This is a genomic window from Streptomyces sp. S07_1.15, assembly GCF_020739505.1.
Classification (GTDB): domain Bacteria; phylum Actinomycetota; class Actinomycetes; order Streptomycetales; family Streptomycetaceae; genus Streptomyces; species Streptomyces xinghaiensis.
Window position 1 is genome coordinate 1,750,584 of the sequence record NZ_JAJBZK010000001.1, and the last position, 26,419, is coordinate 1,777,002.

21 protein-coding genes are annotated in these 26,419 nt (G+C 72.8%); 6 read left to right on the forward strand and 15 right to left on the reverse strand.

Annotated elements, in window-relative coordinates:
• Window positions 1-37 precede the first annotated feature (37 nt).
• Entirely contained in the window at window positions 38-1,237 is a 1,200-nt protein-coding gene (locus tag LIX60_RS07430) for a GTP-binding protein (protein WP_227957751.1), read from the reverse strand.
• Window positions 1,238-1,413: 176 nt separating this feature from the next.
• Between LIX60_RS07430 and LIX60_RS07435 the strand changes: the two genes are divergently transcribed.
• From LIX60_RS07435 to LIX60_RS07445, 3 genes are all read left to right on the forward strand, one after another.
• The gene (locus LIX60_RS07435; RefSeq protein WP_227957752.1) at window positions 1,414-1,755 is read left to right on the forward strand and encodes a helix-turn-helix transcriptional regulator; all 342 of its coding nucleotides are present in this window, start codon (window positions 1,414-1,416) and stop codon (window positions 1,753-1,755) included.
• A complete protein-coding gene (locus LIX60_RS07440; RefSeq protein WP_374117821.1) occupies window positions 1,752-3,548 on the forward strand; it encodes a SulP family inorganic anion transporter in 1,797 nt (598 codons plus the stop codon). The genes LIX60_RS07435 and LIX60_RS07440 overlap by 4 nt, the downstream gene beginning before the upstream one ends.
• Window positions 3,549-3,872: 324 nt before the next feature.
• Entirely contained in the window at window positions 3,873-4,805 is a 933-nt protein-coding gene (locus LIX60_RS07445; protein WP_227957753.1) for a sucrase ferredoxin, read from the forward strand.
• A gap of 78 nt (window positions 4,806-4,883) precedes the next feature.
• Here the strand turns inward: LIX60_RS07445 and LIX60_RS07450 are convergent, their stop codons facing one another.
• Window positions 4,884-7,022: a type IIA DNA topoisomerase subunit B gene (locus LIX60_RS07450; protein WP_227957754.1), complete on the reverse strand. Its 2,139-nt coding sequence runs from the start codon at window positions 7,020-7,022 to the stop codon at window positions 4,884-4,886.
• A 436-nt stretch (window positions 7,023-7,458) separates the two neighbouring features.
• Between LIX60_RS07450 and LIX60_RS07455 the strand changes: the two genes are divergently transcribed.
• Window positions 7,459-7,683, forward strand: coding sequence for a hypothetical protein (locus LIX60_RS07455; RefSeq protein WP_019709703.1), 225 nt, complete (start codon window positions 7,459-7,461; stop codon window positions 7,681-7,683).
• 103 nt (window positions 7,684-7,786) lie between these two features.
• Here the strand turns inward: LIX60_RS07455 and LIX60_RS07460 are convergent, their stop codons facing one another.
• The 6 genes from LIX60_RS07460 to LIX60_RS07485 form a co-directional block, all read right to left on the reverse strand.
• Window positions 7,787-8,650, reverse strand: a complete 864-nt coding sequence (locus tag LIX60_RS07460; protein ID WP_227957755.1) for a trypsin-like serine protease — start codon at window positions 8,648-8,650, stop codon at window positions 7,787-7,789.
• 160 nt (window positions 8,651-8,810) lie between these two features.
• Window positions 8,811-10,388 carry an RNA polymerase sigma factor gene (locus LIX60_RS07465; protein ID WP_308101112.1) on the reverse strand — a complete coding sequence of 526 codons (1,578 nt, stop codon included), beginning with the start codon at window positions 10,386-10,388 and terminating at the stop codon, window positions 8,811-8,813.
• A 323-nt stretch (window positions 10,389-10,711) separates the two neighbouring features.
• The gene (locus LIX60_RS07470) at window positions 10,712-11,653 is read right to left on the reverse strand and encodes an FCD domain-containing protein (protein ID WP_308101113.1); all 942 of its coding nucleotides are present in this window, start codon (window positions 11,651-11,653) and stop codon (window positions 10,712-10,714) included.
• Between the two features lie 243 nt (window positions 11,654-11,896).
• A complete protein-coding gene (locus LIX60_RS07475) occupies window positions 11,897-12,661 on the reverse strand; it encodes an NUDIX domain-containing protein (RefSeq protein WP_019709707.1) in 765 nt (254 codons plus the stop codon).
• Window positions 12,662-12,827: 166 nt separating this feature from the next.
• Window positions 12,828-14,126, reverse strand: a complete 1,299-nt coding sequence (locus LIX60_RS07480; protein ID WP_227957758.1) for a DUF4192 domain-containing protein — start codon at window positions 14,124-14,126, stop codon at window positions 12,828-12,830.
• Between the two features lie 325 nt (window positions 14,127-14,451).
• Window positions 14,452-16,611 carry a RecQ family ATP-dependent DNA helicase gene (locus tag LIX60_RS07485; RefSeq protein WP_227957759.1) on the reverse strand — a complete coding sequence of 720 codons (2,160 nt, stop codon included), beginning with the start codon at window positions 16,609-16,611 and terminating at the stop codon, window positions 14,452-14,454.
• Window positions 16,612-16,876: 265 nt separating this feature from the next.
• Between LIX60_RS07485 and LIX60_RS07490 the strand changes: the two genes are divergently transcribed.
• Window positions 16,877-17,509 carry a hypothetical protein gene (locus LIX60_RS07490; RefSeq protein WP_374117822.1) on the forward strand — a complete coding sequence of 211 codons (633 nt, stop codon included), beginning with the start codon at window positions 16,877-16,879 and terminating at the stop codon, window positions 17,507-17,509.
• Window positions 17,510-17,524: 15 nt separating this feature from the next.
• On the opposite strand, the gene LIX60_RS07495 is transcribed toward LIX60_RS07490, so the two are convergent.
• The 7 genes from LIX60_RS07495 to nrdR all read right to left on the reverse strand — a co-directional run bounded on the left by LIX60_RS07495 (window position 17,525) and on the right by nrdR (window position 24,993).
• Entirely contained in the window at window positions 17,525-18,148 is a 624-nt protein-coding gene (locus LIX60_RS07495) for a hypothetical protein (RefSeq protein ID WP_227957760.1), read from the reverse strand.
• A 65-nt stretch (window positions 18,149-18,213) separates the two neighbouring features.
• The gene (locus LIX60_RS07500) at window positions 18,214-18,915 is read right to left on the reverse strand and encodes a ribonuclease HII (RefSeq protein WP_227957761.1); all 702 of its coding nucleotides are present in this window, start codon (window positions 18,913-18,915) and stop codon (window positions 18,214-18,216) included.
• 116 nt (window positions 18,916-19,031) lie between these two features.
• On the reverse strand, window positions 19,032-19,937 hold the full coding sequence (locus LIX60_RS07505; RefSeq protein ID WP_227957762.1) for an ADP-ribosylglycohydrolase family protein: 906 nt from the start codon (window positions 19,935-19,937) through the stop codon (window positions 19,032-19,034).
• Between the two features lie 12 nt (window positions 19,938-19,949).
• Window positions 19,950-20,609 carry a histidine phosphatase family protein gene (locus tag LIX60_RS07510; RefSeq protein ID WP_227957763.1) on the reverse strand — a complete coding sequence of 220 codons (660 nt, stop codon included), beginning with the start codon at window positions 20,607-20,609 and terminating at the stop codon, window positions 19,950-19,952.
• A 57-nt stretch (window positions 20,610-20,666) separates the two neighbouring features.
• Window positions 20,667-21,272: a YdbC family protein gene (locus LIX60_RS07515; RefSeq protein ID WP_227957764.1), complete on the reverse strand. Its 606-nt coding sequence runs from the start codon at window positions 21,270-21,272 to the stop codon at window positions 20,667-20,669.
• A 177-nt stretch (window positions 21,273-21,449) separates the two neighbouring features.
• Entirely contained in the window at window positions 21,450-24,329 is a 2,880-nt protein-coding gene (locus LIX60_RS07520; RefSeq protein WP_227957765.1) for a vitamin B12-dependent ribonucleotide reductase, read from the reverse strand.
• 115 nt (window positions 24,330-24,444) lie between these two features.
• Window positions 24,445-24,993, reverse strand: coding sequence for a transcriptional regulator NrdR (nrdR, locus tag LIX60_RS07525; RefSeq protein WP_227957766.1), 549 nt, complete (start codon window positions 24,991-24,993; stop codon window positions 24,445-24,447).
• Between the two features lie 508 nt (window positions 24,994-25,501).
• Between nrdR and lexA the strand changes: the two genes are divergently transcribed.
• Entirely contained in the window at window positions 25,502-26,290 is a 789-nt protein-coding gene (gene lexA / locus LIX60_RS07530; protein ID WP_043460804.1) for a transcriptional repressor LexA, read from the forward strand.
• Window positions 26,291-26,419 lie beyond the last annotated feature (129 nt).

A 26,419-nucleotide genomic window follows, 5' to 3' on the forward strand; every position in this document is an offset into this window, starting at 1 on the left:
CCCGGGCGCCGGAGGGCCCGGGCTCCCGGGCCCGGGCTCAGGCGTACTCGGCGTCCTCCGGCTCGCCGGGGTCCGCGGCTTCCCCGTACGCCCCTGGTTCGCCGTACTCCCCCGGCCGCCCCGGCTCCCCCGGTGGTCCCGGCTGTTCGCGCTGTACGTACCGCAGTACGCCCCACATGCCCGTCTCGTCGGCGGCGCCCTCCCCCGGCTCCGTCTCCCGGCAGGCCTTCAGCTCCTTGCGCACGGCCCCGGTGTCGATGCCGGCTCCGATCAGCACGAGCTGGGTGCCCGGTGTCTCGCCCCGGGACCAGGGCGAGGGGTAGAAGCGCAGGAAGTCGCCGACGGCGTGCAGGGTGAACTTCTCGCGGTGGCCGTCCGCGCCGAAGTGGACCCAGCCCTTGATCCGGTAGAGCCCGTCCGGCCTGCCGTCGAGGAAGGCCATCAGCCGGCGCGGGTCCAGCGGGGTGCCGGAGGTGAACTCCACGCTGTCGTAGGCGCTGTGGAGGTGGCCGCCGCCGTCACAGCCGTCACCGCACCCGCCGTCGCGGCCGGCGGGCCCGCGGGCCGCCCGCTCCCGGTTGACCTCCCGGTAGAGGTCCTCGAACGACAACTGCCGTACGGGCTCGGTCTCCTCCCCGCGCGGCCGTTCGTCGAAGAGCAGCCCGGCGTCGATCCGCCCGTGCGCGGCGGGGATGACGGGGGCGCGCGGAGCGAGCCGTTCCAGCGTCTCCAGGGTGTCCCGCAGTCCCGCCTCGTCCACCCGGTCCGCCTTGTTGAGGACCACCAGGTCGGCGATGCCCACATGGCGGTCGAGCTCCGGGTGCGCGGTGCGGGTCCGGGCGAACTCGGCGGCGTCGACCACCTCGACCAGACCGCCGTAGACGATGTCCCCGTTGTCGCTGGCCAGGATCATCCGGATGAGCTCCTGCGGCTCGGCCAGCCCGCTCGCCTCGATGACGATGACGTCGATGCCGGCCCCGGGACGGGCGAGCCGCTCCAGGAAGCCGTCGAGCTCACTGGTGTCGACGGCGCAGCAGAGGCAGCCGTTCCCGAGCGAGACCATGGAGTCCACCTGGCCGGCCAGGGCCATCGCGTCGATCTCGATCCTGCCGAAGTCATTGACGATCGCGCCGACGCGCGTACCGTCGCTGCTGCTCAGCAGGTGGTTGAGCAGGGTGGTCTTGCCCGATCCCAGGAACCCCGCCAGCACGACGACCGGTATCTGTCTCCTGGCCAAGGGGGCGCCTCCGTCGTCGTCATCAGCTGGGCCGGTTCGGTGGTGTGCCGCGGGAACGGCCGCGGACCAGGATAGAAGGCGGTCGCGCGTCAACGATTTGAAGAATTCTTCAATTGAGCACATCATGGGATCGGGCTCCCACGGCTCCATCCCTCCCCCGAAGACAGGTGCTGATCTTGCAGGTCCCCCTCTACCAGGCCAAGGCGGAGTTCTTCCGCATGCTCGGGCATCCCGTCCGCATCCGGGTGCTGGAACTCCTCCAGGACGGCCCCATGCCCGTACGGGACCTGCTCGCCGCCATCGGCACCGAGCCGTCCAGCCTCTCCCAGCAGCTCGCCGTGCTGCGCCGCTCCGGCATCGTGACCTCGGCCCGCGAGGGGTCGACCGTGGTCTACGCCCTGGCCGGCGGCGATGTGGCGGACCTGATGAAGGCGGCCCGGCGGATCCTCACCGAGATGCTGGCCGGCCGCAACGAACTGCTGGCGGAACTGCGGGAGCCCGGGGACCTCCACCGGTGAACCGGTTCCGCGCACGGGCCCTCTCCGGGCTCCTCTCCCTCCTGCCCACGCGCTCCGATCTCGCCGCGATGCGCGGCCGTCCGCGCCGTGACCTGCTGGCCGGCCTCACCGTGGCCGTCGTCGCGCTGCCGCTCGCCCTCGGCTTCGGCATCTCCTCGGGCCTGGGGGCCGAGGCCGGCCTGGCCACCGCCGTGGTCGCGGGGGCGCTGGCGGCCGTCTTCGGCGGCTCCAGCCTCCAGGTCTCCGGACCGACCGGGGCCATGACCGTCGTCCTGGTGCCGATCGTCCACGCCCACGGCGCCTCCGGCGTGCTCACGGTGGGGCTCATGGCGGGCGTGCTGCTCCTGCTGCTCGCCGCCGCCCGGGCCGGGAAGTACATGGCCTTCGTGCCCGCGCCGGTGGTCGAGGGCTTCACCGTGGGCATCGCCCTGGTGATCGGGCTCCAGCAGATACCCGCGGTCCTCGGCGTGCCGGTCCCGGACGAGGAGAAGGTCACGGTGGCCGCCTTCCAGGCCGTACGGGACTACCTCGGCGCCCCGGACTGGCCCGCGGTCACCGTCGCGCTGGCCGTCGCCGGGCTGATGCTCGCCGGCGCACGGTGGCGCCCGGCCGTGCCGTTCTCCCTGCTGGCCGTGGTGGCCGCGACGCTCGCCGCCGAGACGACCGGGCTGGACGTGGACCGCATCGGGGCGCTGCCGTCCGGACTCCCCGCGCCCTCGCTCGGTTTCGTCGACCTCTCCGCCCTGTCCTCGCTGATCGCCCCCGCCGTGGCGGTCGCCGCGCTGGCCGCCCTGGAATCCCTGCTCTCCGCGGCGGTCGCCGACGGCATGACCGTGGGGCAGAAGCACGACCCCGACCGCGAACTCTTCGGCCAGGGCCTCGCCAACCTCGCCTCGCCGCTCTTCGGCGGCGTGCCCGCGACCGGCGCGATCGCCCGGACCGCCGTCAACGTCCGCACCGGGGCGACCTCCCGCCTGGCGGCGCTGGCCCACGCGGTGGTCCTCGCCGTCATCGTCTTCACCGCCGCGCCACTGGTCTCCCGTATCCCGCTCGCCGCCCTGGCGGGCGTCCTGCTCGCCACCGCCGTCCGCATGATCGAGGTCGGTTCGGTGCGCGCGATGGCCCGCGCCACCCGCGCCGACGCCCTCGTGCTGGTGCTCACCGCGTGCGCCACCCTGGCGCTCGACCTGGTGCAGGCGGTCGTCATCGGCCTGGTCGTCGCGGGCGCGCTGGCGCTGCGGGCGGTCGCCCGCAACGCCCGGCTGGACGAGGTGCCGCTCCACCACGAGGACACCCCCGGCAGCCACGACGCCGCCGAACACGCGCTGCTGGCCGAGCACATCGTCGCCTACCGCCTCGACGGACCGCTCTTCTTCGCCGCCGCACACCGCTTCCTGCTGGAGCTCTCCGAGGTCGCGGACGTCTCCGTGGTGATCCTCCGCATGTCGCGGGTGACCACCATCGACGCCAGCGGCTCCCTGGTGCTGAAGGACGCCATCGAGAAACTGGAACGCCGCGGGATCACCGTGCTGGTCTCCGGCATCCGCGACGGCCACCACCGCCCGCTGGAGGCGCTCGGCGTCATCGGGCGGCTCGACGCCACCGGACGGGTGTTCGCCAGCACGCCGGAGGCCATCGCCGCCGCCCGAGAACTCCTCCACGGCTCCGGAGTCCTGCCCGCCCCGAGGAACCCCCGGCCGGAGGGCCCGCCCGAGCCCGTACGAGAGGCTCCACGGGAGCCCGCGGACAAGGCCGAACCGAAGGAGAACCCGCCGAGCGCTCTGCCCCTGTGAACCCGTGAACGCGTGCACACCTGAATACCTGAACCAGTGAACCGGGCCTTTCCGCATGGGGATTCGCGCACCCGGGCGGCAGCGCGCCGAGCTGCCGGAGGCTCCGGCGCGAGGCCGGCGGCCCGCCTCCGCCACCTCGGCCCCTCCTCGGCCCCTCCCCGGCCGGAAAGGGAAGACCAGGACGGCTTCCGGACGGCTTCCCCGTGACCGTATGCGATCGAACACCCGCGCTCGGTCCACCGCGTCCGGCGTCGCCCTCTCCCGGCGCCGCGGCGGACCCGCTCGCCCGGCGGCCCCCCGTCATCGCAGGTTAGGCTCACCTGTGTGAGCACGTGTGCGACGGCATCCCGGGAACTGTCCGAACCCCTGGCCGGGACGGCCGCCACCGCCCGGACCTGGCTGCTGGTCGAACAGCCGGGCCCCTGGGGTGCCAAAGCGCTGACATCCAGCCACCTCGACCCCGTCCTCGGCCGCGCCCTGGAGACCGCCGCCGCCGGCACCGGGGTCCGCGTCGCCCTCATCCGCAGACCCGGCCGGCACGCGGACCACCCCGGGGGCCGCGAGCGCCGGGTCCACGTCGCCCACACCCTGCCGGGCCGCTCCTGGACCCGTACGGCTCTCCTCGCCGATCCGGAGGACCTGCTGGAGCTGGACTTCCCCGCCCTCGGCGCCGGTGAGCACGGCGGCCTCTGGGAGCCGTACGAGGGCGATCCGCTCGTCCTCGTCTGCACCAACGGCAAGCGCGACCGGTGCTGCGCCCTGCTCGGCCGGCCGCTGGTCGACGAGCTCGCCGCCACGGGTGAGGCCGTCTGGGAGGTCACCCACATCGGCGGCCACCGCTTCGCGCCGACCCTGTTCGTCCTCCCGTACGGCTACGCCTACGGCCGCGTCACCGCGCGGGCCGTCAAGGAGATCCTGCACGCCGTCCGCGACGGCCAGGTGGTGACGGCGAACGCCCGCGGCCGCTCCGCCTGGGAGCGGCCCGCGCAGGCCGCCGACCTGGCGGTCCGGAAACACACCGGAGAGGACCGCGCCGACGCACTGCGGATCACCCGCACCGAGCCCCGCCCGGCCGGCAGCGCGGAGCCGGGCGGCTGGAGCGTGACCGTGGAGCACGCCGACGGCCGCCTCTGGCGGGTGGAGGTCGAGCGGGGCACCTCGCTGCCGCCCCGCCCCGAGAGCTGCGGCGCGGTGCCGGGCAGCCCGGCGAGGATGGATGTGACCGCGCTGCGGGAGGTCACCGGCCGTACGGCCTGAGGCGGGCGCCGGGCCGCCCCGGGCACCCCGAGGGCCCGGAGCCGCCCGGCGGCCGGCCCCGGGGCGCCCGGCGGGCCCTCAGGCGTCGATACGGGACCGGTCCAGCGTGGCCGCGGAGCTGGTGATGAACTCCTTGCGCGGCGCGACCTCGTTGCCCATCAGCAGATCGAAGATCCGCTCGGCCCCCTCCAGGTCGCCGATGTTGATCCGGCGCAGCGTCCGGAACCGGGGGTCCATCGTGGTCTCGGAGAGCTGGTCCGCGTCCATCTCGCCGAGGCCCTTGTAGCGCTGGATCGACTCCTTGTACTGGATCCCCTTGCGCTGGAACTCCAGCAGCGTGGTGCGCAGCTCGTTGTCGGAGTACGTGTAGACGTACTTGTCCTGGCCCTTCTTGGGGTGGCTCAGCTCCACCCGGTGCAGCGGGGGCACCGCGGCGAACACCCGTCCGGCCTCGACCATCGGCCGCATGTAGCGCTGGAACAGCGTCAGCAGCAAACAGCGGATGTGGGCGCCGTCGACGTCGGCGTCCACCAGCAGCACGATCTTGCCGTAGCGGGCCTGGTCGATGTCGAAGGTCCGTCCGGACCCGGCTCCTATGACCTGGATGATCGCCCCGCACTCGGCGTTCTTGAGCATGTCCGAGATCGAGGACTTCTGGACGTTGAGGATCTTGCCCCGGATCGGCAGCAGCGCCTGGAACTCGGAGTCGCGGGCCAGCTTCGCGGTGCCCAGCGCCGAGTCGCCCTCGACGATGAACAGCTCGCTGCGGTCCACGTCGTCGCTGCGGCAGTCCGCCAGCTTCGCCGGCAGCGAGGAGGACTCCAGGGCCGTCTTCCGCCGCTGGGCCTCCTTGTGCTGCCGGGCCGCGATGCGGGTGCGGGCGGCCGCCACGATCTTGTCCAGCACCGCGCGTGCCTGCTGTTTGGTGTCGCGCTTGGCGGAGGTCAGGAACGCCTTGAGCTCCTTGGCGACGACCGTGGCGACGACCCGCGAGGCGGCGGAGGTGCCCAGCACCTCCTTGGTCTGCCCCTCGAACTGGGGCTCGGCCAGCCGGACGGTGACGACCGCCGTGAGCCCTTCCATGGCGTCGTCCTTGTTGACGTCGTCCTCGGCGACCCGGAGCAGTTTGGCGGAGCGCAGCGCCTCGTTGACCGTCCGGGTGAGGGACCTCTCGAAACCGGAGACGTGCGTGCCGCCCTTGGGCGTCGCGATGATGTTCACGAACGACCGGACGGTGGTGTCGTAGCCGGTGCCCCAGCGCAGCGCGATGTCGACCCCGAGTTCGCGGGTGACCTCGGTGGGGGTCATGTGGCCGCGGTCGTCGAGGACGGGCACGGTCTCCTTGAAGGAGCCCTGGCCGGTCAGGCGCAGTACGTCGCAGACGGCCCGGTCCTGGGCGAGGTACTCGCAGAACTCGCTGATCCCGCCGTCGTAGCGGAAGACCTCCTGGGAGGGCTCCTGCCGCTCGCCGTCCGGACCGGCGGGGCGCCGCTCGTCCCGGACGACGAGGGTGAGGCCGGGCACCAGGAAGGCGGTCTGGCGCGCCCGTGCGTGCAGGTTCTCCAGGGAGAGCCGGGCGTCCTTGAGGAAGATCTGCCGGTCGGCCCAGAAGCGGACGCGGGTGCCGGTGCGGCTCTTGGGCACCCGCTTCTTCTTGATCAGCCCGCTGGTGGGGTCGAAGGGGGCGTCGGGGCCGGATTCGGTGAAGATGCCGGGCACACCGCGCCGGAAGCTGACGGCGTGGGTGCTGCCGTTGCGGTCGACCTCGACGTCGAGCCGGCTGGAAAGCGCGTTGACGACGGAGGCGCCCACGCCGTGCAGCCCGCCGGAGGCCGCGTAGGAGCCGCCGCCGAACTTGCCGCCGGCATGCAGCTTGGTCATCACGACCTCGACACCCGACAGCCCGGTCTTGGGCTCGACGTCGACCGGGATGCCGCGGCCGTTGTCGCGGACCTCCACGGAGCCGTCGTCGTGCAGCAGCACCTCGATGTGGTCGCAGTGCCCGCCCAGGGCCTCGTCGACCGAGTTGTCGATGATCTCCCAGAGGCAGTGCATGAGACCGCGGCTGTCGGTCGAGCCGATGTACATGCCCGGCCGCTTGCGGACCGCTTCCAGCCCTTCGAGGACGAGCAGGTGCCGCGCGGTGTAGTTGGAACCGCCGTCCCGGTCTGCTCCGGTCAGCAGCGCTGTGGACGGTACGGACGTCTCGGCGGTCACGCGGTTCGCTCCTCGCTTAATTTTCGTTGCCGGCCCAACTCTGGGCCCGGGGCGGCTTGGGTCACCGAGGAGAGGGTACCGAGGCCTGGTAGAGCCTTTGTGACGCCACCCGTCGGGAGGAGCCATGCTAGTCGAGGATCGTTCACCTGTTCGATCCCTGGGTAGGGTGACATGGACATCACGTTCCCTTCGAGGCATGAACCATTTAGGCTCCGGGCACGTCCTCATGAACAACGGCAATCCCGCCGGAGGACGGACCCCCGACAAGCGCGATGAATACGTAAGCCAACGCGATACGGCTCATTCGCCGCCACCCGGCAGCATCCGGTCGACTCGGAAGGAAGGTTTTCGAGAAAAAGGCACGAGCGGGAACGTTTTCGGCCTGGTTGGATGTTGACCCTGGTACGACAGCTCGTCGAGCTAGAGAAGAGGCGACGTGACTACTGTTCTGACCCCCGCGAGCCCGCTGACGGCCGCCGACCGCTGCGACCGCTGCGGCGCCCAGGCATACCTGCGCGTCGTCCTGATGAGCGGTGGTGAACTGCTCTTCTGCGCCCACCACGGGCGCAAGTTCGAGCCGGAACTCAAGAAGATCGCCGCAGAGATACAGGACGAGACGGAGCGGCTCACCGCCACTCCCTCCTCGGCGTCGGACGACTGACGACGCCCAGCACCGCAGCGACGACGAGCGACAGCCGGCCCTCCGGCCGGACAGCGGGCGTGCGGCCCTGCACCACAGGACCGCACGCCCGCTCTCGTCGCGGTTACCCCTGCCGTCGTCCCTGCCGCGAGACTTCCGGCTGGGAGACCTCCGGCTGGGAGACCACACGCTCCATCGCGGACATCCTGGTGTAGACACCGGGGCTGTCCGCCGCGCCACAGCCACTGCCCCAGGAGACCAGCCCCACCAGGCGGCCCCGGGCCACCAGCGGCCCTCCGCTGTCCCCCTGGCAGGCGTCCCCGCCGCCGTTGTCCCCCGCGCAGACCATGAACGCGGGCGTGTACGTCCCGTCGGCGCTGCCCGGGTAGGCCCGCTCGCAGATCCCGTCCTCCAGGATCCGCACCCGGGCCGCGTGCAGCACCGACGCGTATCCGCCCCGCCCCGTCGTGTCGCCCCAGCCGTAGACCTCGGCCGGGGTGCCCGGACGGTACGCCGCGTCCCCGCTCCTCGCCAGCGGCAGGCCCTCCCCGTCCAGCCCCCGTTCCACCGTGAGCACCGCCAGGTCCCCCGCGTTGGTGGTGCTGTCGTAGTCCGGGTTCACCCGGACCTCCCGCACCGGCAGCTCCTCGCCCCCGGCGGAGCGCAGATCGTCTCGCCCCGCGATGACCGTGAGATCGCCGACCGCCGAGACGTCCACGCCCAGCACCGCGCGGCTCACGCAGTGCGCCGCCGTGAGAACGGTCCGGGGCGCCACCACGACCCCGCCGCAGAACTGCCCGGACCGGGTGTCGCCGAAGCGGTCACGGCTCGCCAGGGCGACCGCCCAGGGCCTCTCCTCCGTACTGACCTGCCGGCCACCCACCACCACACTGTCCGCGGCCGCGGACGGAGCCGTCACCAGGGACACCGCCGCGGCCGCCGGTATCAGCGACAGGGCCCCGGCCAGGGTGCGCGAGATGGGACGCATGCTGTCTCCTCACTCCGCGACGACACGTGCCGCCCCAGCGTCAAACAGCACGGCGCCCCCCCGCCACCCGGACGGAGGGCGCCCAAAAGACCGCCGGCCCGGAATCCCCAAGGGATTCCGGGCCGGCCGGGTTCTGGGGCCGCTTGGCCCGACCGGGTGATCAGTCGAGGTAGTCGCGGAGCACCTGCGAGCGCGACGGATGCCGCAGCTTGGACATCGTCTTCGACTCGATCTGCCGGATGCGCTCACGCGTCACGCCGTAGACCTTGCCGATCTCGTCCAGCGTCTTGGGCTGGCCGTCGGTGAGCCCGAAGCGCATCGACACCACCCCCGCCTCGCGCTCACTGAGCGTGTCGAGCACCGAGTGCAGCTGCTCCTGGAGCAGCGTGAAGCTGACCGCGTCGGCCGGGACGACGGCCTCGGAGTCCTCGATGAGGTCACCGAACTCGCTGTCGCCGTCCTCGCCCAGCGGGGTGTGCAGGGAGATCGGCTCGCGGCCGTACTTCTGGACCTCGATGACCTTCTCCGGGGTCATGTCGAGCTCCTTGGCCAGCTCCTCCGGGGTGGGCTCACGGCCCAGGTCCTGGAGCATCTGGCGCTGCACGCGCGCGAGCTTGTTGATGACCTCGACCATGTGCACCGGGATACGGATGGTGCGGGCCTGGTCGGCCATGGCGCGGGTGATCGCCTGCCGGATCCACCAGGTGGCATAGGTGGAGAACTTGTAGCCCTTGGTGTAGTCGAACTTCTCGACGGCGCGGATCAGACCGAGGTTGCCCTCCTGGATCAGGTCCAGGAAGAGCATGCCGCGGCCGGTGTAGCGCTTGGCCAGCGAGACCACCAGCCGGAGGTTGGCCTCCAGCAGGTGGTTCTTGGCCCGCCGGCCGTCCTCGGCGATGATCTCCAGCTCGCGCTTGAGCTTCGGGGCGAGCTTGTCGGAGTTCGCCAGCTTGTCCTCGGCGAACAGCCCGGCCTCGATGCGCTTGGCGAGCTCGACCTCCTGCTCGGCGTTGAGCAGCGGCACCTTGCCGATCTGCTTGAGGTAGTCCTTCACCGGGTCGGCGGTGGCACCGGCGGCCGCGACCTGCTGCGCGGGCGCGTCGTCCTCGTCGTCGTCGGAGAGGACGAAGCCCTGGTTCTCCGGCTGGTCGCCGCCCTCGGTGGCCTCGCCCGGCTTTCCGGCCGCCGGACCGGCCTCCTCCGCCGCGCCGTCCGCGCCCTCGAGCAGCTCGTCGGCGTCCTTCTTGGCGGTGGTCTTCTTGGCGGTGGTCTTCTTGGCCGCGGTCTTCTTGGCGGTGGTCTTCTTGGCCGCGGTCTTCTTCACGGCCGCCTTCTTGGCCGGGGCCGCCGGGGCCTCGGCGACCGTGCCGTCCACCGCCTCGTCCGCGCCCGGGGCGGCCTCGGCGGGGGCGGCGGCCTTCCTGGTCGCGGCCGTCTTGGCCGGGACGGTCTTGGTGGCGGTGCGCTTCGCCGGGCTCTTCGCTGCGACGCTCTTGCGGGTGCGCTTGGGCGCCTCTGCGGCACTGACCATCAGCGTCACACCCTCCTCGTCGAGGACCTGGTTGAGGCTGCGCAGAACGTTCTTCCACTGGGTTGGCGGAATCTGGTCAGCCTCGAAGGCCCGACGCACGTCGTCGCCGGCGATCTGCCCATCAGCCTTTCCCCGCTCGATGAGCGCCATGACAGACTCGGATTCGGCGATCTCCGGCGGGAGCGTACGGGATGTGCTGGCCGACACGAACAACCTCTCGGAACGATGGGAACGGCTTCCGGTCCCGTCCTGCGACGGGAACCGACGACCGCCGGCGGGGTGGACCGGCGGCGCGAGGGGACCGCGGAGCAATCAGCGTCGCGAACGACATCCGTATTCCTCCACCGGCCATCACCTCTTAGGTCATCGCGCATCCGCAAAGAGCGTTACGCCCGATCCGCGTGGCCCGGGTCACACTCGTCAGGGATTCCAAACCTCCGAAAGCCGGACACATCACCAGAGAAGACCTGGAGCCCCGCCGCCGGGATCCGGCGGCGGGGCTCCGCGGCACCACCGCTCCGCGCGGCGGGTCAGTGCTCGCGCGGGGCGGGCACCACATGCTCGACATCGGGGTGGATGGTGAGCAGCTGGCGCATGGCGGACTCGGCGCCGGCCGCGTCACCCGCGCCGACGGCCTCGACGATGCGGACGTGATGGCCGACGGAACTCTCGGTCGGCCGGTCGCAGCCGGTGGCGGGCCCGCCGGAGACCTGGAGCGCGGAGGACACGATGCCCGCCAGGTGCTCCAGCATGCGGTTGCCCCCGAGCTGGAGCAGCAGGGAGTGGAACTCGGCGTCGGCACGGCCGAAGGTGAGGGCGTCGCCCTGGGCCAGCGCGCGGCTCATGATGTCGGTCATGTCGGTGAGGCGCTGCTGCACCTCCTCGCGGTCGTGCCCGGCCGCCAGCCGAGCGGCGAGCGGTTCGATGGTCCAGCGCAGCTCGAACAGCTCCCGGCGCTGGTCGTCGCGCTGCGGCCCAAAGGCGCGCCACTCGATGATGTCCGGGTCCAGGAGGTTCCAGTCGCTGACGGGGCGGACGCGCGTGCCCACGTTCGGCCGGGCGCTCACGAGACCCTTGGCCTCAAGGACTCGCAGCGACTCCCGCACCACGGTGCGGGAGACCTCGAAGCGCTGCCCGATCTCCTCGGGGACGAGGGGGCGGTCCGCGCCGAGGTCACCGGAGACGATCATCTGCCCGAGCTGCTGGACGAGCTGGCCGTGCAGTCCGCGGCCCCGGTTTCCTGCCGTGCGGCGGCCGACCCGGCCCGCCTCCGAGCCGCCTCCCTCCCAGGAGGGGCCGACGGCGCGCTCGCCCACCGGGCCCTCCGCGTAGGGGTAACGGTCAAGCTCGCCCGGGCCGGAGAGGCCGGAATCGACGGGGCGAGCCGCGGTCATCGTGGTGTGCGCAAGGGTACTCACGCATCCTTTGTCGGCCAGCCCCCGGACACCCTTGAGGTCTTTGGTGAAAAGCACACGAAAGGGTGATCGCCCATTACCTCACAATTGACGCCTTTCCGGAAGCAGCCGGACGGCGTGCCGTGTGTGCTCCCGCCGCCTCCGGCCGAACGGCCCGGAGGGGCACGGGTGCTCCGCGGATTCCGGGCGCAACACGCGTGCGGCCAGGGGCGGAAGCCATGCCGGTGAGCCCAAGGGGCGGGGCTCCCGGGCCGGTTGCAGCAGCGCGCCGGCTCCACCGCCGACCCGCCGGGGACCGCCTCAGACCTCCGGGCGCAGCATCGGCGGATTGAGGAGCGTGGCGCCGCCGGCCCGGAACAGCTGTGCGGGGCGCCCGCCCTGACGTGTGGTCGTGCCACCGGTGGGGACGAGGAATCCCGGGGTGCCGGTGACTTTCCGGTGGAAGTTGCGGGGGTCGAGCGCCACCCCCCAGACCGACTCATAGACCCGGCGCAGCTCCCCCACGGTGAACTCCGGCGGGCAGAACGCCGTGGCCAGGGAGGAGTATTCGATCTTCGAGCGGGCCCGCTCCACGCCGTCGGAGAGGATCCGGTCGTGGTCGAAGGCGAGCGGTGCGGGCTGCTCTCCCTCACGGCCGAACCCGCCCTTGCCCAGCAGGGCGTCCACCGGCGCCCAGCGTGCGCTGTGGGCGTCGCCTCCCGCCCGCGGTGCGGGGAGGTCGGGGGCCAGCACGAGATGGGCGACGCTGACGACCCGCATCCGGGGATCGCGGCGCGGGTCCCCGTAGGTCGCCAGCTGTTCGAGGTGGGCACCGCCGTCGACGGGGCCCGGACCGGACGGGTCGAGCGCCAACAGCCCGGTTTCCTCCGCGAGTTCCCTGGCGGCGGCGGCCGCCAGGTCCTCGTCCGCCCGCACGAAACCACCGGGCAGCGCCCACCGGCCCTGGAAGGGAGGCTCACCGCGCCGGACGGCCAGGGCGCAGAGCGCATCGCGCTTGACGGTGAGCACGACCAGGTCCACGGTGACGGCGAAGGGCGGGAAGGCCGACGGGTCGTAGGGCGACATGCCGTGATCATAGGCGTCTGCCTGACGATAAACAGGAGTTCGCCGGCACTCCGCCCGGCCCCGGGGCACCGGGGCACAGGGGCCGGTCCCTTCCCCGCCGCGCCGCCCGTCGGCACAGGCCCCCGCGGCCCCGGGGCCCGCCCCCGGCACCCCTGGGGCGGGAGGCTCACTCGCGCCCCGCCGTGCCGGTCCGGCCCGCCCGCCTGCCGCCGCTCCGGCGCCCGCCGGGGCCGGACGGCCGGGTGCCGGCGCGCGGACGCGCCGCGGTCCTGCCTCCCGGCCGGGGTCCGGTGGCTACTGGGCGGCCGGGCCGTGCCTCCGCCGCGGCGGCGAGACGAGCGGCGCGCTCCCGGCGCAGGCAGCCGCGCAGCACTTCGGGATCGACCCCCTCGTTCGCCCCCTGGTGCAGGAGCCTGGCGAACACGTACTCGGGGTCGGCCCGCAGGGCGAGTCCCAGCGCGGCGCGGGCCTCCGGTTCGTCCCCGGTGGACCAGGCGACCCAGCCCGCGAGGGTGAGCGGGGCGGCGGCGTGCTCCGCGTAGGCGCCGACGCAACGGCGGGCCAGAGCCCGCCAGAGGCGCAGCGCGGGCCCCGCCTCGGGCCCTTCCATCCACTCCGCGGCCCGGTCCCTGGCCGTCCGGTCCTGCAGGCCGAGGATCACGGCCGCCGCCTCGTCGTGGGCCAGCAGCGCGTCGTCGCGGGCATCGTCCCCGGCCCGGTCCGGGGACGGCGGGCTCCCGGCGAGGCGGCCGATGAGGACACCGGCGAGGGCGATGGTCTCCTCCCGGACGGTCTCCCGGCCGGCCTCCTCCAGAATGCGTGGCACCAGCTCGGCCGCGGCCGCGTCGAGCGCGGCCTCCTGCTCCGCGGCGGCCGGGCCCGCCGGCGGGGCGAACCCGGCTTCCAGCTCCCGCAGGGAGCCGCGCGCCCGGATCCCCGCGTAGGCCGCGGCCGCGGCCATCACGGAGGTACCGGGGAGGGCGAGCGGGGTGCCGTCCTCCGGGCAGCAGCGCGGATCGGGACAGCAGTAGGACCAGAACCGGCCACCGGAGAGACACAGGGCCTCCAGCACCGGGACGTCGAGCGCTCCGCAGGCCAGCCGCAGCGCCTGGGACAGCGGCCGCAGCCGCTCCACGACCTCCCGGGCCGTCTCCCCCTCGGCGGGATCCTGGCAGAGGAACACGATGATGCCGTCGGGCCGGACGCCCCGCTCAGCACTTCCGGAGACCAGGCAGCGGGCCAACCGGCCGGAGACCCCGGGCCATTCGGCGGGGTCGCCGGGGATCCCGAGGCGCAACCGGCCGCCGAAGCGCCCGCGTTCGCCGTGGACGGCCACCATCACGACACTGTCGTCCGGATGGAAACCGCCCATGAGATAGGGGAGGGCGTCCGCCAGCTCGGCGGGGCCGCGGAGGGTGACCTGCTCGCCCGCGGACGACGGACTCGGTTCGCTGTTCTTCGTCATGCCGCGAGCCTGGCGCCTCACCGTTCCGATTCGCCAGCCCTGTGGATAAATAAGCAATCTTGTCCCACTTACGCTCCGCCCTGTGGACGGCCCGGCTGCGGGTGTCCGTGGCGTCCGGTTGCATGGGGCCATGGCGTGGATACGGGCCGGTGTCACGGCTCCGGGACCGGAGGGCGAGAAGGGGCGGGGGATGGAGCTCTGTGGACGCGGGAGTGCCGGGGAAGCCGTCTTCCGGCGGCTTCCCCGGCCGTACAAGGGCGTTGGGCGGGCGGGCACGGTCACGGCCCCGGAGGGACCGCGCACCGATCGCGGGGGCGCGGCGGGCTCAGGCGGCCGCGGCGAGGACCAGCGGCAGGACCCCTTCACCGCCGGCCCGGCGGAGCAGGCGGGCCGCGACCGCGAGCGTCCAGCCGGAGTCGGTGTAGTCGTCCACGAGCAGGACGGGGCCGGACACACCCGCCAGGGCACCGGCCAGTTCCTCCGAGACGGTGAAGGCGCCGGACAGCGCCTTGACGCGCTGGGCCGAGTTGCTGCGGCGCACGGTGTGCTCCCCGCTCGGCCCGGTGTACGTCAGTGCGCCCAGGAACGGGAGCCGGCCGATGTCGGCGATCCCCCGGGCCAGGGAGCCGACCAACTGCGGGCGGGACAGGGAGGGCACGGCGACGACGCCCGCCGGCCGGGGGGAGGCGTCCGGGACATCCGGCGCCCAGCCCCCCGGGGAGCGCGCCCAGTCGGCGAGGACCGCCACCGCGGCCCGGAGAACATCGTCGGGCACCGGCCCGTCGGGCGCGTGCTCGGCCAGCAGCGGGCGCAGCCGGTTGCCCCAGCCGATGTCCGAGAGCCGCCCCAGGGCGCGCCCGGTGGAGCACTGCTCCTGGGCGGGGATGCGCCCCTTGAGGTCGATGCCCAGGGCGGGCAGCCCCGTCGGCCACATCCGGCGCGGCTCGATCTCCACCCCCGGACGGTCCAGTTCCTTCGCCGCCCCCGTCAGCGTCTCCGCGGAGACGGAGGCGTCGGCCCAGGCCCCGGCGCAGTTGTCGCAGCGCCCGCACGGGGCCGCCCCCTCGTCGTCCAGCTGCCGCCGCAGGAATTCCATCCGGCAGCCGGAGGTGCTCACGTAATCGCGCATGGCCTGCTGCTCGGCCGACCGCTGCCGGGCGACCCAGGCGTAGCGCTCGGCGTCGTACGCCCACGGCTCGCCGGTCGAGATCCAGCCACCCTTCACCCGTTTGACCGCGCCGTCCACGTCGAGCACCTTCAGCATGGTCTCCAGACGGGTGCGCCGGAGGTCCACCAGGGCCTCCAGGGCCGGCACGGACAGTGGCCGTCCCGCCTCGGCGAGGGCCGCGAGGGTCTGCCGGACCTGCGCCTCGGGCGGGAAGGCGGTATCGGCGAAGTAGCGCCAGATGGCCTCGTCCTCCCGGCCCGGCAGCAGGAGCACGTCGGCGTGGGCCACACCGCGGCCCGCCCGCCCCACCTGCTGGTAGTAGGCGATCGGCGAGGAGGGGGAGCCGAGGTGGACCACGAAGCCCAGGTCGGGCTTGTCGAAGCCCATGCCCAGTGCCGAGGTGGCGACCAGCGCCTTGACCCGGTTCTCCTGCAGATCGGTCTCGGCCTGCAGCCGGTCGGCGTTCTCCGTGCGCCCCGTGTAGGACGCCACCCGGAAGCCGTGCTGCCGCAGGAAGGCGGTGGCCTCCTCGGCCGCGGCGACGGTCAGGGCGTAGACGATCCCGGAGCCCTGCAGCTCGTCCAGGTGCTCGGCCAGCCAGGCCAGGCGGTGCGCGGCGTCCGGCAGCCGGACCACCCCGAGCCGCAGGCTCTCCCGGTCCAGCGGACCGCGCAGCACGAGGGCCTCGCCGGCACCGGTGCCCAGTTGCTCGGCCACGTCCGCGGTGACCCGGGCGTTGGCGGTCGCGGTGGTGGCCAGCACGGGCACACCCGGGGCGAGCTCGGTGAGCATCGCCCGCAGCCGGCGGTAATCGGGGCGGAAGTCGTGGCCCCAGTCGGAGATGCAGTGCGCCTCGTCGACGACCAGCAGACCGGTCGTGGCCGCGAGCCGGGGAAGCACCTGATCGCGGAAGTCCACCGAGTTGAGACGTTCCGGGCTGACGAGGAGGACGTCGGTCTCGCCCCGCTCGATCTCCTCGTGGATGACGTCCCACTCCTCCGGGTTGGCCGAGTTGATGGTGCGCGCGCGGATACCGGCCCGCGCCGCCGACTCGACCTGGTTGCGCATCAGGGCCAGCAGCGGCGAGACGATCACCGTGGGGCCCGAGCCGCGCCGGCGCAGGAGGGCCGTGGCGACGAAGTACACCGCCGACTTGCCCCAGCCGGTGCGCTGCACCACCAGGGCGCGCCGGCGCTCCTCGACCAGAGCCGCCACGGCCTGCCACTGGTCCTCCCGCAGCCGCGCCGTACCCCCCGGGTCGCCGACGAGCTCGGCGAGGATGGTGTCGGCTTCGGTGCGGAGCTCCGGATCGTCCATGTCCCCCATGCAACCACCTCGCGGACGGTCCCACCGACACCGGAGGGGGGCGGCGGCCGCCGCACCGCCCGGGAGCAGGGGCGAGATCCGCGGATCCGGTTCCCGGCCGCCCGTTCCCCCGGCTGCTCATTGCCGGGGACCCCTCCCGCCAGGGAGAATCGTTCCACCACAGCTCTGTTGCGCAGACGGGCCGGAGGCCGGTCCGCTGTGCCCCCGCGCCCGCCTCCGCCCGCCGGCGGCTGCCGCACACCCCGAAGGGAGGACCGTGACCTCCGGTTCCATGATCTCTCCGGCGGCGGTCCGGCCGCCGGCCGCCGTCTCCGCCACCCGGCTCGGGCGGACCCTGGAACCCGCGGAGTGGGTGGCCGCCGGTATCCCCCTGCTCCGGGACCCGCGGGAGATCGTCACGGGGCTGCACACGCGCCACCGGCCGGCTCCGGCGACCGTCGTCATCGCCGTTCTGGACACGGAGCAGCGGGTCATCGCCAGCGCGTCGTTCGAGTGCGGCGAGGCGGCCGCCGACGGCTGGGTGTTCCGCAACGCCCTGCTCGACCGGCTGCGCCGGATCATCCCGCACGACCTGCGGCGCCGGAGCCCCGTCCGCACGGCCGTGCTCCTCCACTGCCGCGCCGGGGAGGCCGAGTGGACACCACTCGACGGAGCCTGGATGTGGGGGCTGCGCGACGCCTGCACCCTGCACGGGCTGCGCTGCGGGGCGTACCTCGTGCTGACCCCGGGCGGCTGGCGGGTGCTCGGCGAGGGCCGCGGCGGCCGCCACCCGCACTCCGGGGCACCCGGAGGTGCCGCGCGTGCGGCGGGACGGGCCCGCGCCGCCGTCACACCCCGGCGGACGGCCGGCGGGGCGCCGGGTACCCGGCGCCGTACGGCCGCCCGCTGAGGGACGGTGCGGCGGTCAGGCTCCGCTTCCGATGAGGGAGTTGATCCGCTGGGGGTCACCGCACACGATGAGCAGCGAACCGGCCTTCGCCATGGCGTCCGGCAGGGCCCGGACGGCATCGTCATCCGCACCGCCGTTGACCGCGACGACCACGACAGGGCGTCCCGTCGTGCGCCCGGCCGCCGAGGCGGCCGCGTAGAAGACGTCCTCGCGCGCGTCGTGCTGCGCCCAGTAGGTCTTCTCGCCGAAGGACAGCTCGTGTGCGGCCCACGGGTGCTGTTCGCCCGTGGTCAGGACGAGGACGTCACCGGGCGCGCGGCCGGAGTCGAGGAGCAGGTCGACGGCTTCCTCCGCGGCGTCCAGCGCTCCGTCCGCCGGGGCGGGGATCAGCTGGATCTGCGGTCCGGCCGCGGCGGGCGCCGAGGGCGCGGCCTGTGCGCGGGGACCGCGCTGGGCCGGCACGGCCGTGCCGTGGGCGGTGCCGGGCCGGGACGGGCGCGGCGGTGCGGGGCGGGGACCTGGGACGGGACGGGGGCCTGGGACGGGACGGGGGGTCTGCGCGGTACGGCCGGCGGCCGGAGTTGCGCGGGGACCCGGGACACTCGCGTGAATCTGAGGCTCCTCGGGGCTGAGAGGCATGAGCTGATGTCTATCAAACACCGGTGCGATCCGCACCGGCGGGGCGGGGAGTGAACGGCAACCGTTCAGAAATCGAAGCCGAGTTGCCCCCCGCACTCCGCGGCCTCCTCCGGCCCGTGGGCCCGCACCTTCTTCAGGTGCCGCCAGCGGGGCAGCGCGTCCATATAGGCCCAGGACACCCGGTGGTGGACGGTCGGACCCCGTTCCGCGAGCGCGGTCCGGTGCGCCGGCGAGGGGTAGCCGGCGTTGGTACCGAAGGCGAACTCCTCGTGATCCCGGCCGAGTTCCGCCATCAGCGCGTCCCTCCGCACCTTGGCGAGCACGGAGGTGGCCGCCACGGCCACACAGGACTGGTCCCCCTTGATGACCGTACGGACCCGCCACGGCGCCCCGAGGTAGTCGTGCTTGCCGTCGAGGATGACGGCGTCGGGGCGGACCGGAAGCGCCTCCAGGGCCCGTACCGCCGCCAGGCGCAGGGCCGCGGTCATCCCGAGCTCGTCGATCTCCTGAGGTGTGGCGTGCCCCAGGGCGTGCGCGGTGACCCAGCCCTCCAGCCGCGCCGCCAGCTCCGTGCGGCGCTTGGGGGTGAGCAGCTTGGAATCGGTGAGCCCCTCCGGCGGCCGGCGCAGGCCGGTGACGGCGGCGCACACCGTGACCGGGCCGGCCCAGGCGCCGCGGCCGACCTCGTCGACACCGGCGACGACGCGCGCGCCGGTGGTGGCGCGGATCGAGCGCTCGACACTGTGGGTCGGTGGTTCGTACGGCATGGCGCCAGTCAGGTTACGCGGCCGGGCGCGGCGGGCTGCGGGCGGGCACCGGTCGGGGTGCGCCGGGGTTCGCCGGAACGCCCCGGGAACTCCCGGAGAGCGGCCCGGGGAGGCCGTCAGCCCTCGCAGTCCGGAGTCCACTCCGGGAGCGGTTCCGTGTGCTCCAGCCACTCCGCGGGCGGCGCCCCGTCGCCGGCGGCGATCACCCCGCCGACGATCGCGCAGGTGGTGTCCACGTCTCCCCCGGCCTGCGCCGTGGTCCAGAAGGCCGCCCGGAAGTCGCCGAGGTGGCGGGCCGCGGCCCAGAGGGTGAAGGGCACGGTGTCGTGCGCGCTGTTGCGGCGCCCGCAGCCGAGCACCGCGGCGACGGTGCCGGGGTCGGCGTAGTCGAGCAGGTCGCGGGCGCGCCGCAGACCGGCCCGTACGGCGCTGCGGGGCACCAGTTCGGTCACGGCGCCCAGCAGGTCCTCCGGACCGCCGCCGCTCCGCGGGGCCGCCGCCAGGGAGGCCGCGGCCGCCACGGCCATGGTTCCGGCGACGGCCTCCCGGTGCTGGTGGGTGACGTAGGCGGAGAGCTCCGCCTCGCGTACCGCCCGCTCCGGTTCGCCCCCGTACCAGGCGCCCAGCGGCGCGATCCGCATCGCGGCGCCGTTGCCCCACGACCCCTGGCCGTTGAAGAGGGCGGAGGCGAGTGCGCGCCAGTCGCCGCCCTCCCCCATCGACCGCAGGATCCGGTTGACGGTGGAGCCGTAGGCGCGGGCCGGGTCGTGGTGCCGTGCGAAAGAGCGCGCCAGGGCGTCCTGGTCGATGGAGCCGTGGGCGGCCAGGACGCCGACCACGGAGCAGGCCATCTCGGTGTCGTCGGTCCATCGCGCGATGCCCGCGGGCAGCTCGCGCCGCCTCAGGGCGGCGTGGTGCACGGGGTCGGTGAACCGGGAGCCGAGCGCGTCGCCCACCGCCAGACCGCGGAGGGCGGCGAGGGCGCGGGCGCAGCGGCGCGCGAGGGCGGGATCAGCGGTCATCGTCCAGGCACTCTAACCGGTGGCCCCGTACGACTCGGGGGTACACCAGCGCTCGAAGGGCCGGTCGAGTGTGTACTTCCCGTCCTCGCCGAGCACGAGCATCCGGAACTCGGCGTTGCCGGGGTTGGAGAGGCACTCGAACTCGGCCACCGTCCAGTGGAACCAGCGCATGCAGAACAGCCGCATGGTCAGCCCGTGGGTGACGATCAGCACGTTGGGCGGGTGGTCCGGCTCCTCGAAGCTGCGGTGCAGGCTCTCCAGGAAGGCTCCCACGCGGTCGTACACGTCGGCGCCGGACTCGCCCTGGGCGAAGCGGTAGAAGAAGTGCCCGTAGGCGTCGCGGTACACCTTCTGCAGCCGCACGTCCTCGGAGTCCTGCCAGTTGCCCCAGTCCTGTTCGCGCAGCCGGGGCTCCTCCCGCACCCGGACCCGGGAGGGGTCCAGGCCCAGCGCCAGGAAGGTCTGGTGGGTGCGCCGGTACGGCGACACATAGGCGCTGATCCGCTCCTCGCCGAAGATCTCGCGGAGCCGCGCGCCCGTCTCCCCGACCTGCCGCCGTCCCCGCTCCGTGAGGTGCAGGGCGTGGTCGGGCTCCCGTTCGTACACCGTGTCGTCGTGGTTCCCCTCCGATTCGCCGTGGCGGATGAGGACGATGCGCCGTGGCCGTGCCATGCCGTCCACCCTAGGCGGGGGCTCCGGGGGTCCCGCACTCCTTCGGTGCGCGGCCGGTCAGACGGTCCAGGCGGGTTCGAGGTCGACGACGTCACCGGTGATCGCCGCGACGTCGGCCTCCAACTGGGCGCGGAGGGCGAGCCGCTCCACGCGCTCCTCCCGGTACTTCCCGTGCTCCGCCGCCGACGCCCACAGGGAGAGCACCAGGAACTCGTTCCCCGGTGCCTCGCCGAAGACGCCGCGCAGCATGCCCGGGGAGCCGGCCATCGCCGGGTTCCATACCTTCTCCTGCATCAGCGTGAAGTGCTCCACGCGGGGCTCGTGGATCCGGCAGTGCGCGACCCGCGCCACGTCCGCGTCGGCGAAGGTCGGCGTAAAACCCGTCTTGACATCGAACCGGTGCTCGAAGAGCCGGACCCGGGCGTCGGTGAAGGTGCCGGACTGCGCGGCGGCCAGCCGGTGGTGCGAGCGGGCCATGAAGGAGTCGTAGAAGGCGCGGCTCTCCCAGAACGCGAAGAGATGGGCCACTCCGGGACGGAGACGGCTCCAGCCGCCGCTCTGCCCCCGGAAGCCCGGCTCGCCGAGCAGTCCCGCCCATTTCCGCTGCCCGCGCTCGAAACCGCGGCGGTCGACCACGGTGCAGCGAATCCACTTGACCAGCACCGCGCCATCGTACGGCCCCGGGCCCCGGGCGGACCCCGGTGATCGCGGAGTGCGCCCCCGTCCGTGACGCGTGCGCCGTCCGCGCCCGGAACGCGGCGGAGGGGACCGGCCGCCCGGGGCCGGTCCCCTCCTGTTGCCGTGATCTCCACGGGCCCTCCGGGTCTCCCCGGTGGTCCGTCAGCTGCAACCGCTGGTCGAGCCGCAGCCCTCACAGAGATAGCAGCTGCCGGCCCGGCGCATCTTCGTACCGCAGGAGAAGCAGAGCGGCGCGTCGGCGTTCAGGCCGAGCTGCATCTCCACCAGCTCGGTGGAGCTGTGCGCCTCCTTCGGTGCCGGTGCCTCGGCGGCCTGCGACGACTGGGCCGCCGGGGCCTGGGAGCCCTCGGTCCGGCGCGGGGCGGACTGCGCCAGGCTCTCGATGTCCATCTCGTCGTCGGACGGCTCGTACGAGCCGGTCTCCAGGTGGCGCTGGCGCTCCTCGGCCGAGTGGATGCCGAGCGCCGAACGGGTCTCGAAGGGCAGGAAGTCGAGCGCCAGCCGGCGGAAGATGTAGTCGACGATCGACTGGGCCATCCGCACGTCCGGGTCGTCCGTCATGCCCGCCGGCTCGAACCGCATGTTGGTGAACTTGGCGACGTAGGTCTCCAGCGGCACGCCGTACTGCAGGCCGACCGAGACGGCGATGGAGAAGGCGTCCATCATGCCCGCGAGGGTCGAGCCCTGCTTGGACATCTTCAGGAAGACCTCGCCGAGGCCGTCGTCCGGATAGGAGTTGGCCGTCATGTAGCCCTCGGCGCCGCCGACCGTGAAGGAGGTCGTGATGCCGGGGCGGCCCTTGGGCAGGCGCTTGCGGACGGGGCGGTACTCGACGACCTTCGCGGCCGCCGGCTCCTCCTCGGCCGCGCCCTTGCCCTTCTCCTCCCACTTCTTCGTGGAGAGCGGCTGGCCCACCTTGCAGTTGTCGCGGTAGATGGCGAGCGCCTTGAGGCCGAGCTTCCAGCCCTGGAAGTAGATCTCCTCGATCTCCTCGACCGAGGCGGACTCCGGCATGTTCACGGTCTTGGAGATGGCGCCGGAGAGGAACGGCTGGGCGGCCGCCATCATCCGGACGTGGCCCATCGGCGAGATGGAGCGCTCGCCCATGGCGCAGTCGAAGACCTCGTAGTGCTGGGGCCGCAGGCCGGGGGCGTCGATCACATTGCCGTGCTCGGCGATGTGGGCGACGATCGCCTCGATCTGCTCCTGCTGGTAGCCGAGGCGCTTGAGCGCCTTGGGGACCGTGTTGTTCACGATCTGCATGGAACCGCCGCCGACGAGCTTCTTGTACTTCACCAGCGCCAGGTCCGGCTCGACGCCGGTGGTGTCGCAGTCCATCATCAGGCCGATGGTGCCGGTCGGCGCGAGTACGGAGGCCTGCGCGTTGCGGAAACCGTTCTTGGCCCCGACGCGGACGACGTCCTGCCAGGCCTCGGTCGCCGCGGCCCAGACCGGAGTGTCGAGGTCGTCCATGCGCCGGGCGGCGGCGTTGGCGTCGGCGTGCTGCTTCATGACGCGGTTGTGGGCGTCGGCGTTGCGGGCGTAGCCCTCGTACGGGCCGACGACCGCGGCGAGTTCGGCCGAGCGCTTGTACGAGGTGCCGGTCATCAGGGAGGTGATGGCGCCGGCGAGGGCGCGGCCGCCGTCCGAGTCGTAGGCGTGGCCGGTGGCCATCAGCAGGGCGCCGAGGTTGGCGTAGCCGATGCCCAGCTGGCGGAAGGCGCGGGTGGTCTCCCCGATCTTCCGGGTCGGGAAGTCCGCGAAGCAGATGGAGATGTCCATCGCGGTGATGACGAGTTCGACGACCTTGCCGAAGCGCTCGGCGTCGAACGACTGGTTGCCCCGGTCGTCGTCGCGCAGGAACTTCATCAGGTTCAGCGAGGCCAGGTTGCACGAGGAGTTGTCCAGGTGCATGTACTCGCTGCAGGGGTTGGAGGCGCTGATCCGGCCCGACTCCGGCGAGGTGTGCCAGTGGTTGATGGTGTCGTCGTACTGGATGCCGGGGTCGGCGCAGGCCCAGGCGGCCTCGGCCATCTTGCGGAACAGCCCCTTGGCGTCCACCTCTTCGATGACCTCGCCGGTCATCCGGGCGCGCAGGCCGAACTTTCCGCCCGCGTCCACGGCCTTCATGAACTCGTCGTTCACCCGGACCGAGTTGTTGGCGTTCTGGTATTGGACGGAGGTGATGTCGTCGCCGCCCAGGTCCATGTCGAAGCCCGCGTCCCGCAGCGCGCGGACCTTCTCCTCCTCCTTCACCTTGGTCTCGATGAAGGCCTCGACGTCCGGGTGGTCCACGTCGAGGACGACCATCTTGGCCGCGCGGCGGGTGGCACCGCCGGACTTGATGGTGCCGGCGGAGGCGTCGGCGCCGCGCATGAAGGAGACCGGGCCGGAGGCGTTGCCACCGGAGGAGAGCAGCTCCTTGGAGGAGCGGATGCGGGAGAGGTTCAGGCCCGCGCCGGAACCGCCCTTGAAGATCATCCCCTCTTCCTTGTACCAGTCGAGGATCGACTCCATGGAGTCGTCGACCGAGAGGATGAAGCAGGCGGAGACCTGCTGGGGCTGCTTAGTGCCGACGTTGAACCACACCGGCGAGTTGAAGCTGAAGATCTGGTGGAGCAGGGCGTGGGCCAGCTCGTGTTCGAAGATCTCGGCGTCCGCGGGGGAGGCGAAGTAGCCGTGCTCCTCACCGGCCCCGCGGTACGTCTTGACCACGCGGTCGATGAGCTGCTTCAGGCTGTACTCCCGGTCGGGCGAACCGACCGCTCCGCGGAAGTACTTGCTGGTCACGATGTTGACCGCGTTCACCGACCAGAAGTCGGGGAACTCGACGCCGTGCTGCTCGAAGTTGACCGAGCCGTCGCGCCAGTTGGTCATGACGACGTCACGGCGCTCCCAGACCACCTCGTCGTACGGATGGACACCGGGAGTGGTGTGGATCCGCTCGATCCGCAGGCCCTTGTTCGCCTTGCTCCCCTTGGAACGGGAACCTCGTGCGGGACCGCTCGCCGTCTCTGTCATGCCGCCTCCCTGTACGGGCTGAAACGCCCTGATGTGCCCGGTTTCTTCCCCCGGCACGGTGTCTGTTCTGATACCCGGGCGCGCCACGCGGCGCCCCGGGTGCTCCGGCCGTCACTCAGCCGGTGTGGGGACCCCCACGCCCGGATCCGGTGACGGCGGGCGCGGGGACCCCTGATCCGGCCGGAGTCCCGGCCGGGGGGTCGCCCGCCTCCGCGGGGGGCCGCTCCTCGCGCAACTCGGCGATGGCGGCCTCGAAGTCCTCAAGAGAGTCGAACGCCCGGTAGACGGACGCGAAGCGCAGGTACGCGACGAGGTCCAGCTCCCTGAGCGGACCCAGTATCGCCAGGCCCACGTCATGGGTGGAGAGTTCGGCGCTGCCGGTGGCGCGCACGGCCTCCTCCACCCGCTGGCCCAGCTTCGCCAGGGCGTCCTCGGTGACCGGCCGCCCCTGGCACGCCTTGCGCACCCCGGAGATGACCTTGTCGCGGCTGAAGGGCTCGGTGACCCCGCTCCGCTTGATCACCATGAGCGAGGCGGTCTCCACCGTGGTGAACCGGCGGGAGCAGTGCGGGCACTGGCGGCGCCTGCGGATGGACGTCCCGTCGTCGGTCGTCCGGCTGTCGACCACGCGGCTGTCGGGGTGCCTGCAGAAGGGGCAGTGCATCGTTCCTCACCCTCCTCGGACCCTCGGTTTCGCGTACGGCGCAGCACGGCTGCGCAGCCCCGCCGCGGCCCGTATGAGCCGTTCGGAGCAGGCACCAGCATAGGCGATGACCGAGCCCCCGTCGCACCGGAAACCACAACTTCTGGGACCGCGCCGATTATGGGACCACTAGATCTGGTGGCTGACCGTCAGAGACGGTGACCGCGTGTCGCGGGTCCGGCGGACCCCCGAAGACTACGGGAGCCGGTCCGCGCCGCGCCTTCCGGGCCGGGGTGCCACACTGGGTCGCGCCGCACGGACGGACGGCGCCCACCCCCGCGCCGGAACACCGTGGCACGCGTACCCCGCGCGCCGCCCTTCACTCGGCAGAGCCTTTCGGCGTATACACCTGATCCCATGATCAAGCCGATTGAACCGCGAATTTTCACTCGAACGTGTGTTTGGCGCAACCTTTCGAAAGCAACTACCGTTGTCCAGCTAGAGGGAGACACTTGAGAGAGGGGCCGACGTGACCACCACCGCAGACAGCGCGACCATCACCGCCCAGGACCGGATGCCGCACGGACTGGAACAGAACCGCCCGGCCGACGGAACACCGGCCCCGAACCCGGAGGACCAGAAGCCCACGCGCTCGCTGCCCGGACGGCCCCCGGGTATCCGCGCGGACAGCTCCGGGCTCACGGACCGGCAGCGCCGGGTCATCGAGGTGATCCGGGACTCCGTCCAGCGGCGGGGATACCCACCGTCGATGCGGGAGATCGGGCAGGCGGTGGGGCTGTCCAGCACCTCCTCGGTGGCACACCAACTCATGGCCCTGGAGCGGAAGGGCTTCCTCCGCCGCGACCCGCACCGCCCCCGCGCCTACGAGGTGCGCGGCTCGGACACCCCCAGCACCGTCCCCGCCGACACCACGGGCAAGCCCGCCGCCTCCTACGTCCCGCTGGTCGGCCGGATCGCGGCCGGCGGCCCGATCCTGGCCGAGGAGTCCGTCGAGGACGTCTTCCCCCTCCCCCGTCAACTGGTGGGTGACGGCGAGCTGTTCGTGCTCAAGGTCGTCGGTGACTCGATGATCGAGGCGGCCATCTGCGACGGCGACTGGGTCACCGTCCGCCGCCAGCCCGTCGCGGAGAACGGCGACATCGTGGCCGCCATGCTCGACGGCGAGGCCACGGTCAAGCGCTTCAAGCGGGAGGACGGCCATGTGTGGCTGCTGCCGCACAACTCCTCCTACCAGCCGATCCCGGGCGACGAGGCCACCATCCTGGGCAAGGTCGTCGCGGTACTGCGCCGAGTCTGAGCCGCGCCCCCACACGGCCGGGCCCCGGAACCACTGCGCCGGTTCCGGGGCTCACCCTTGCGACCGCTCCCGCCCCCACCCGGGAGTGCCCCAGCCGCCCACGCGCCGGCCGGAACAGGCCGGCGTCCG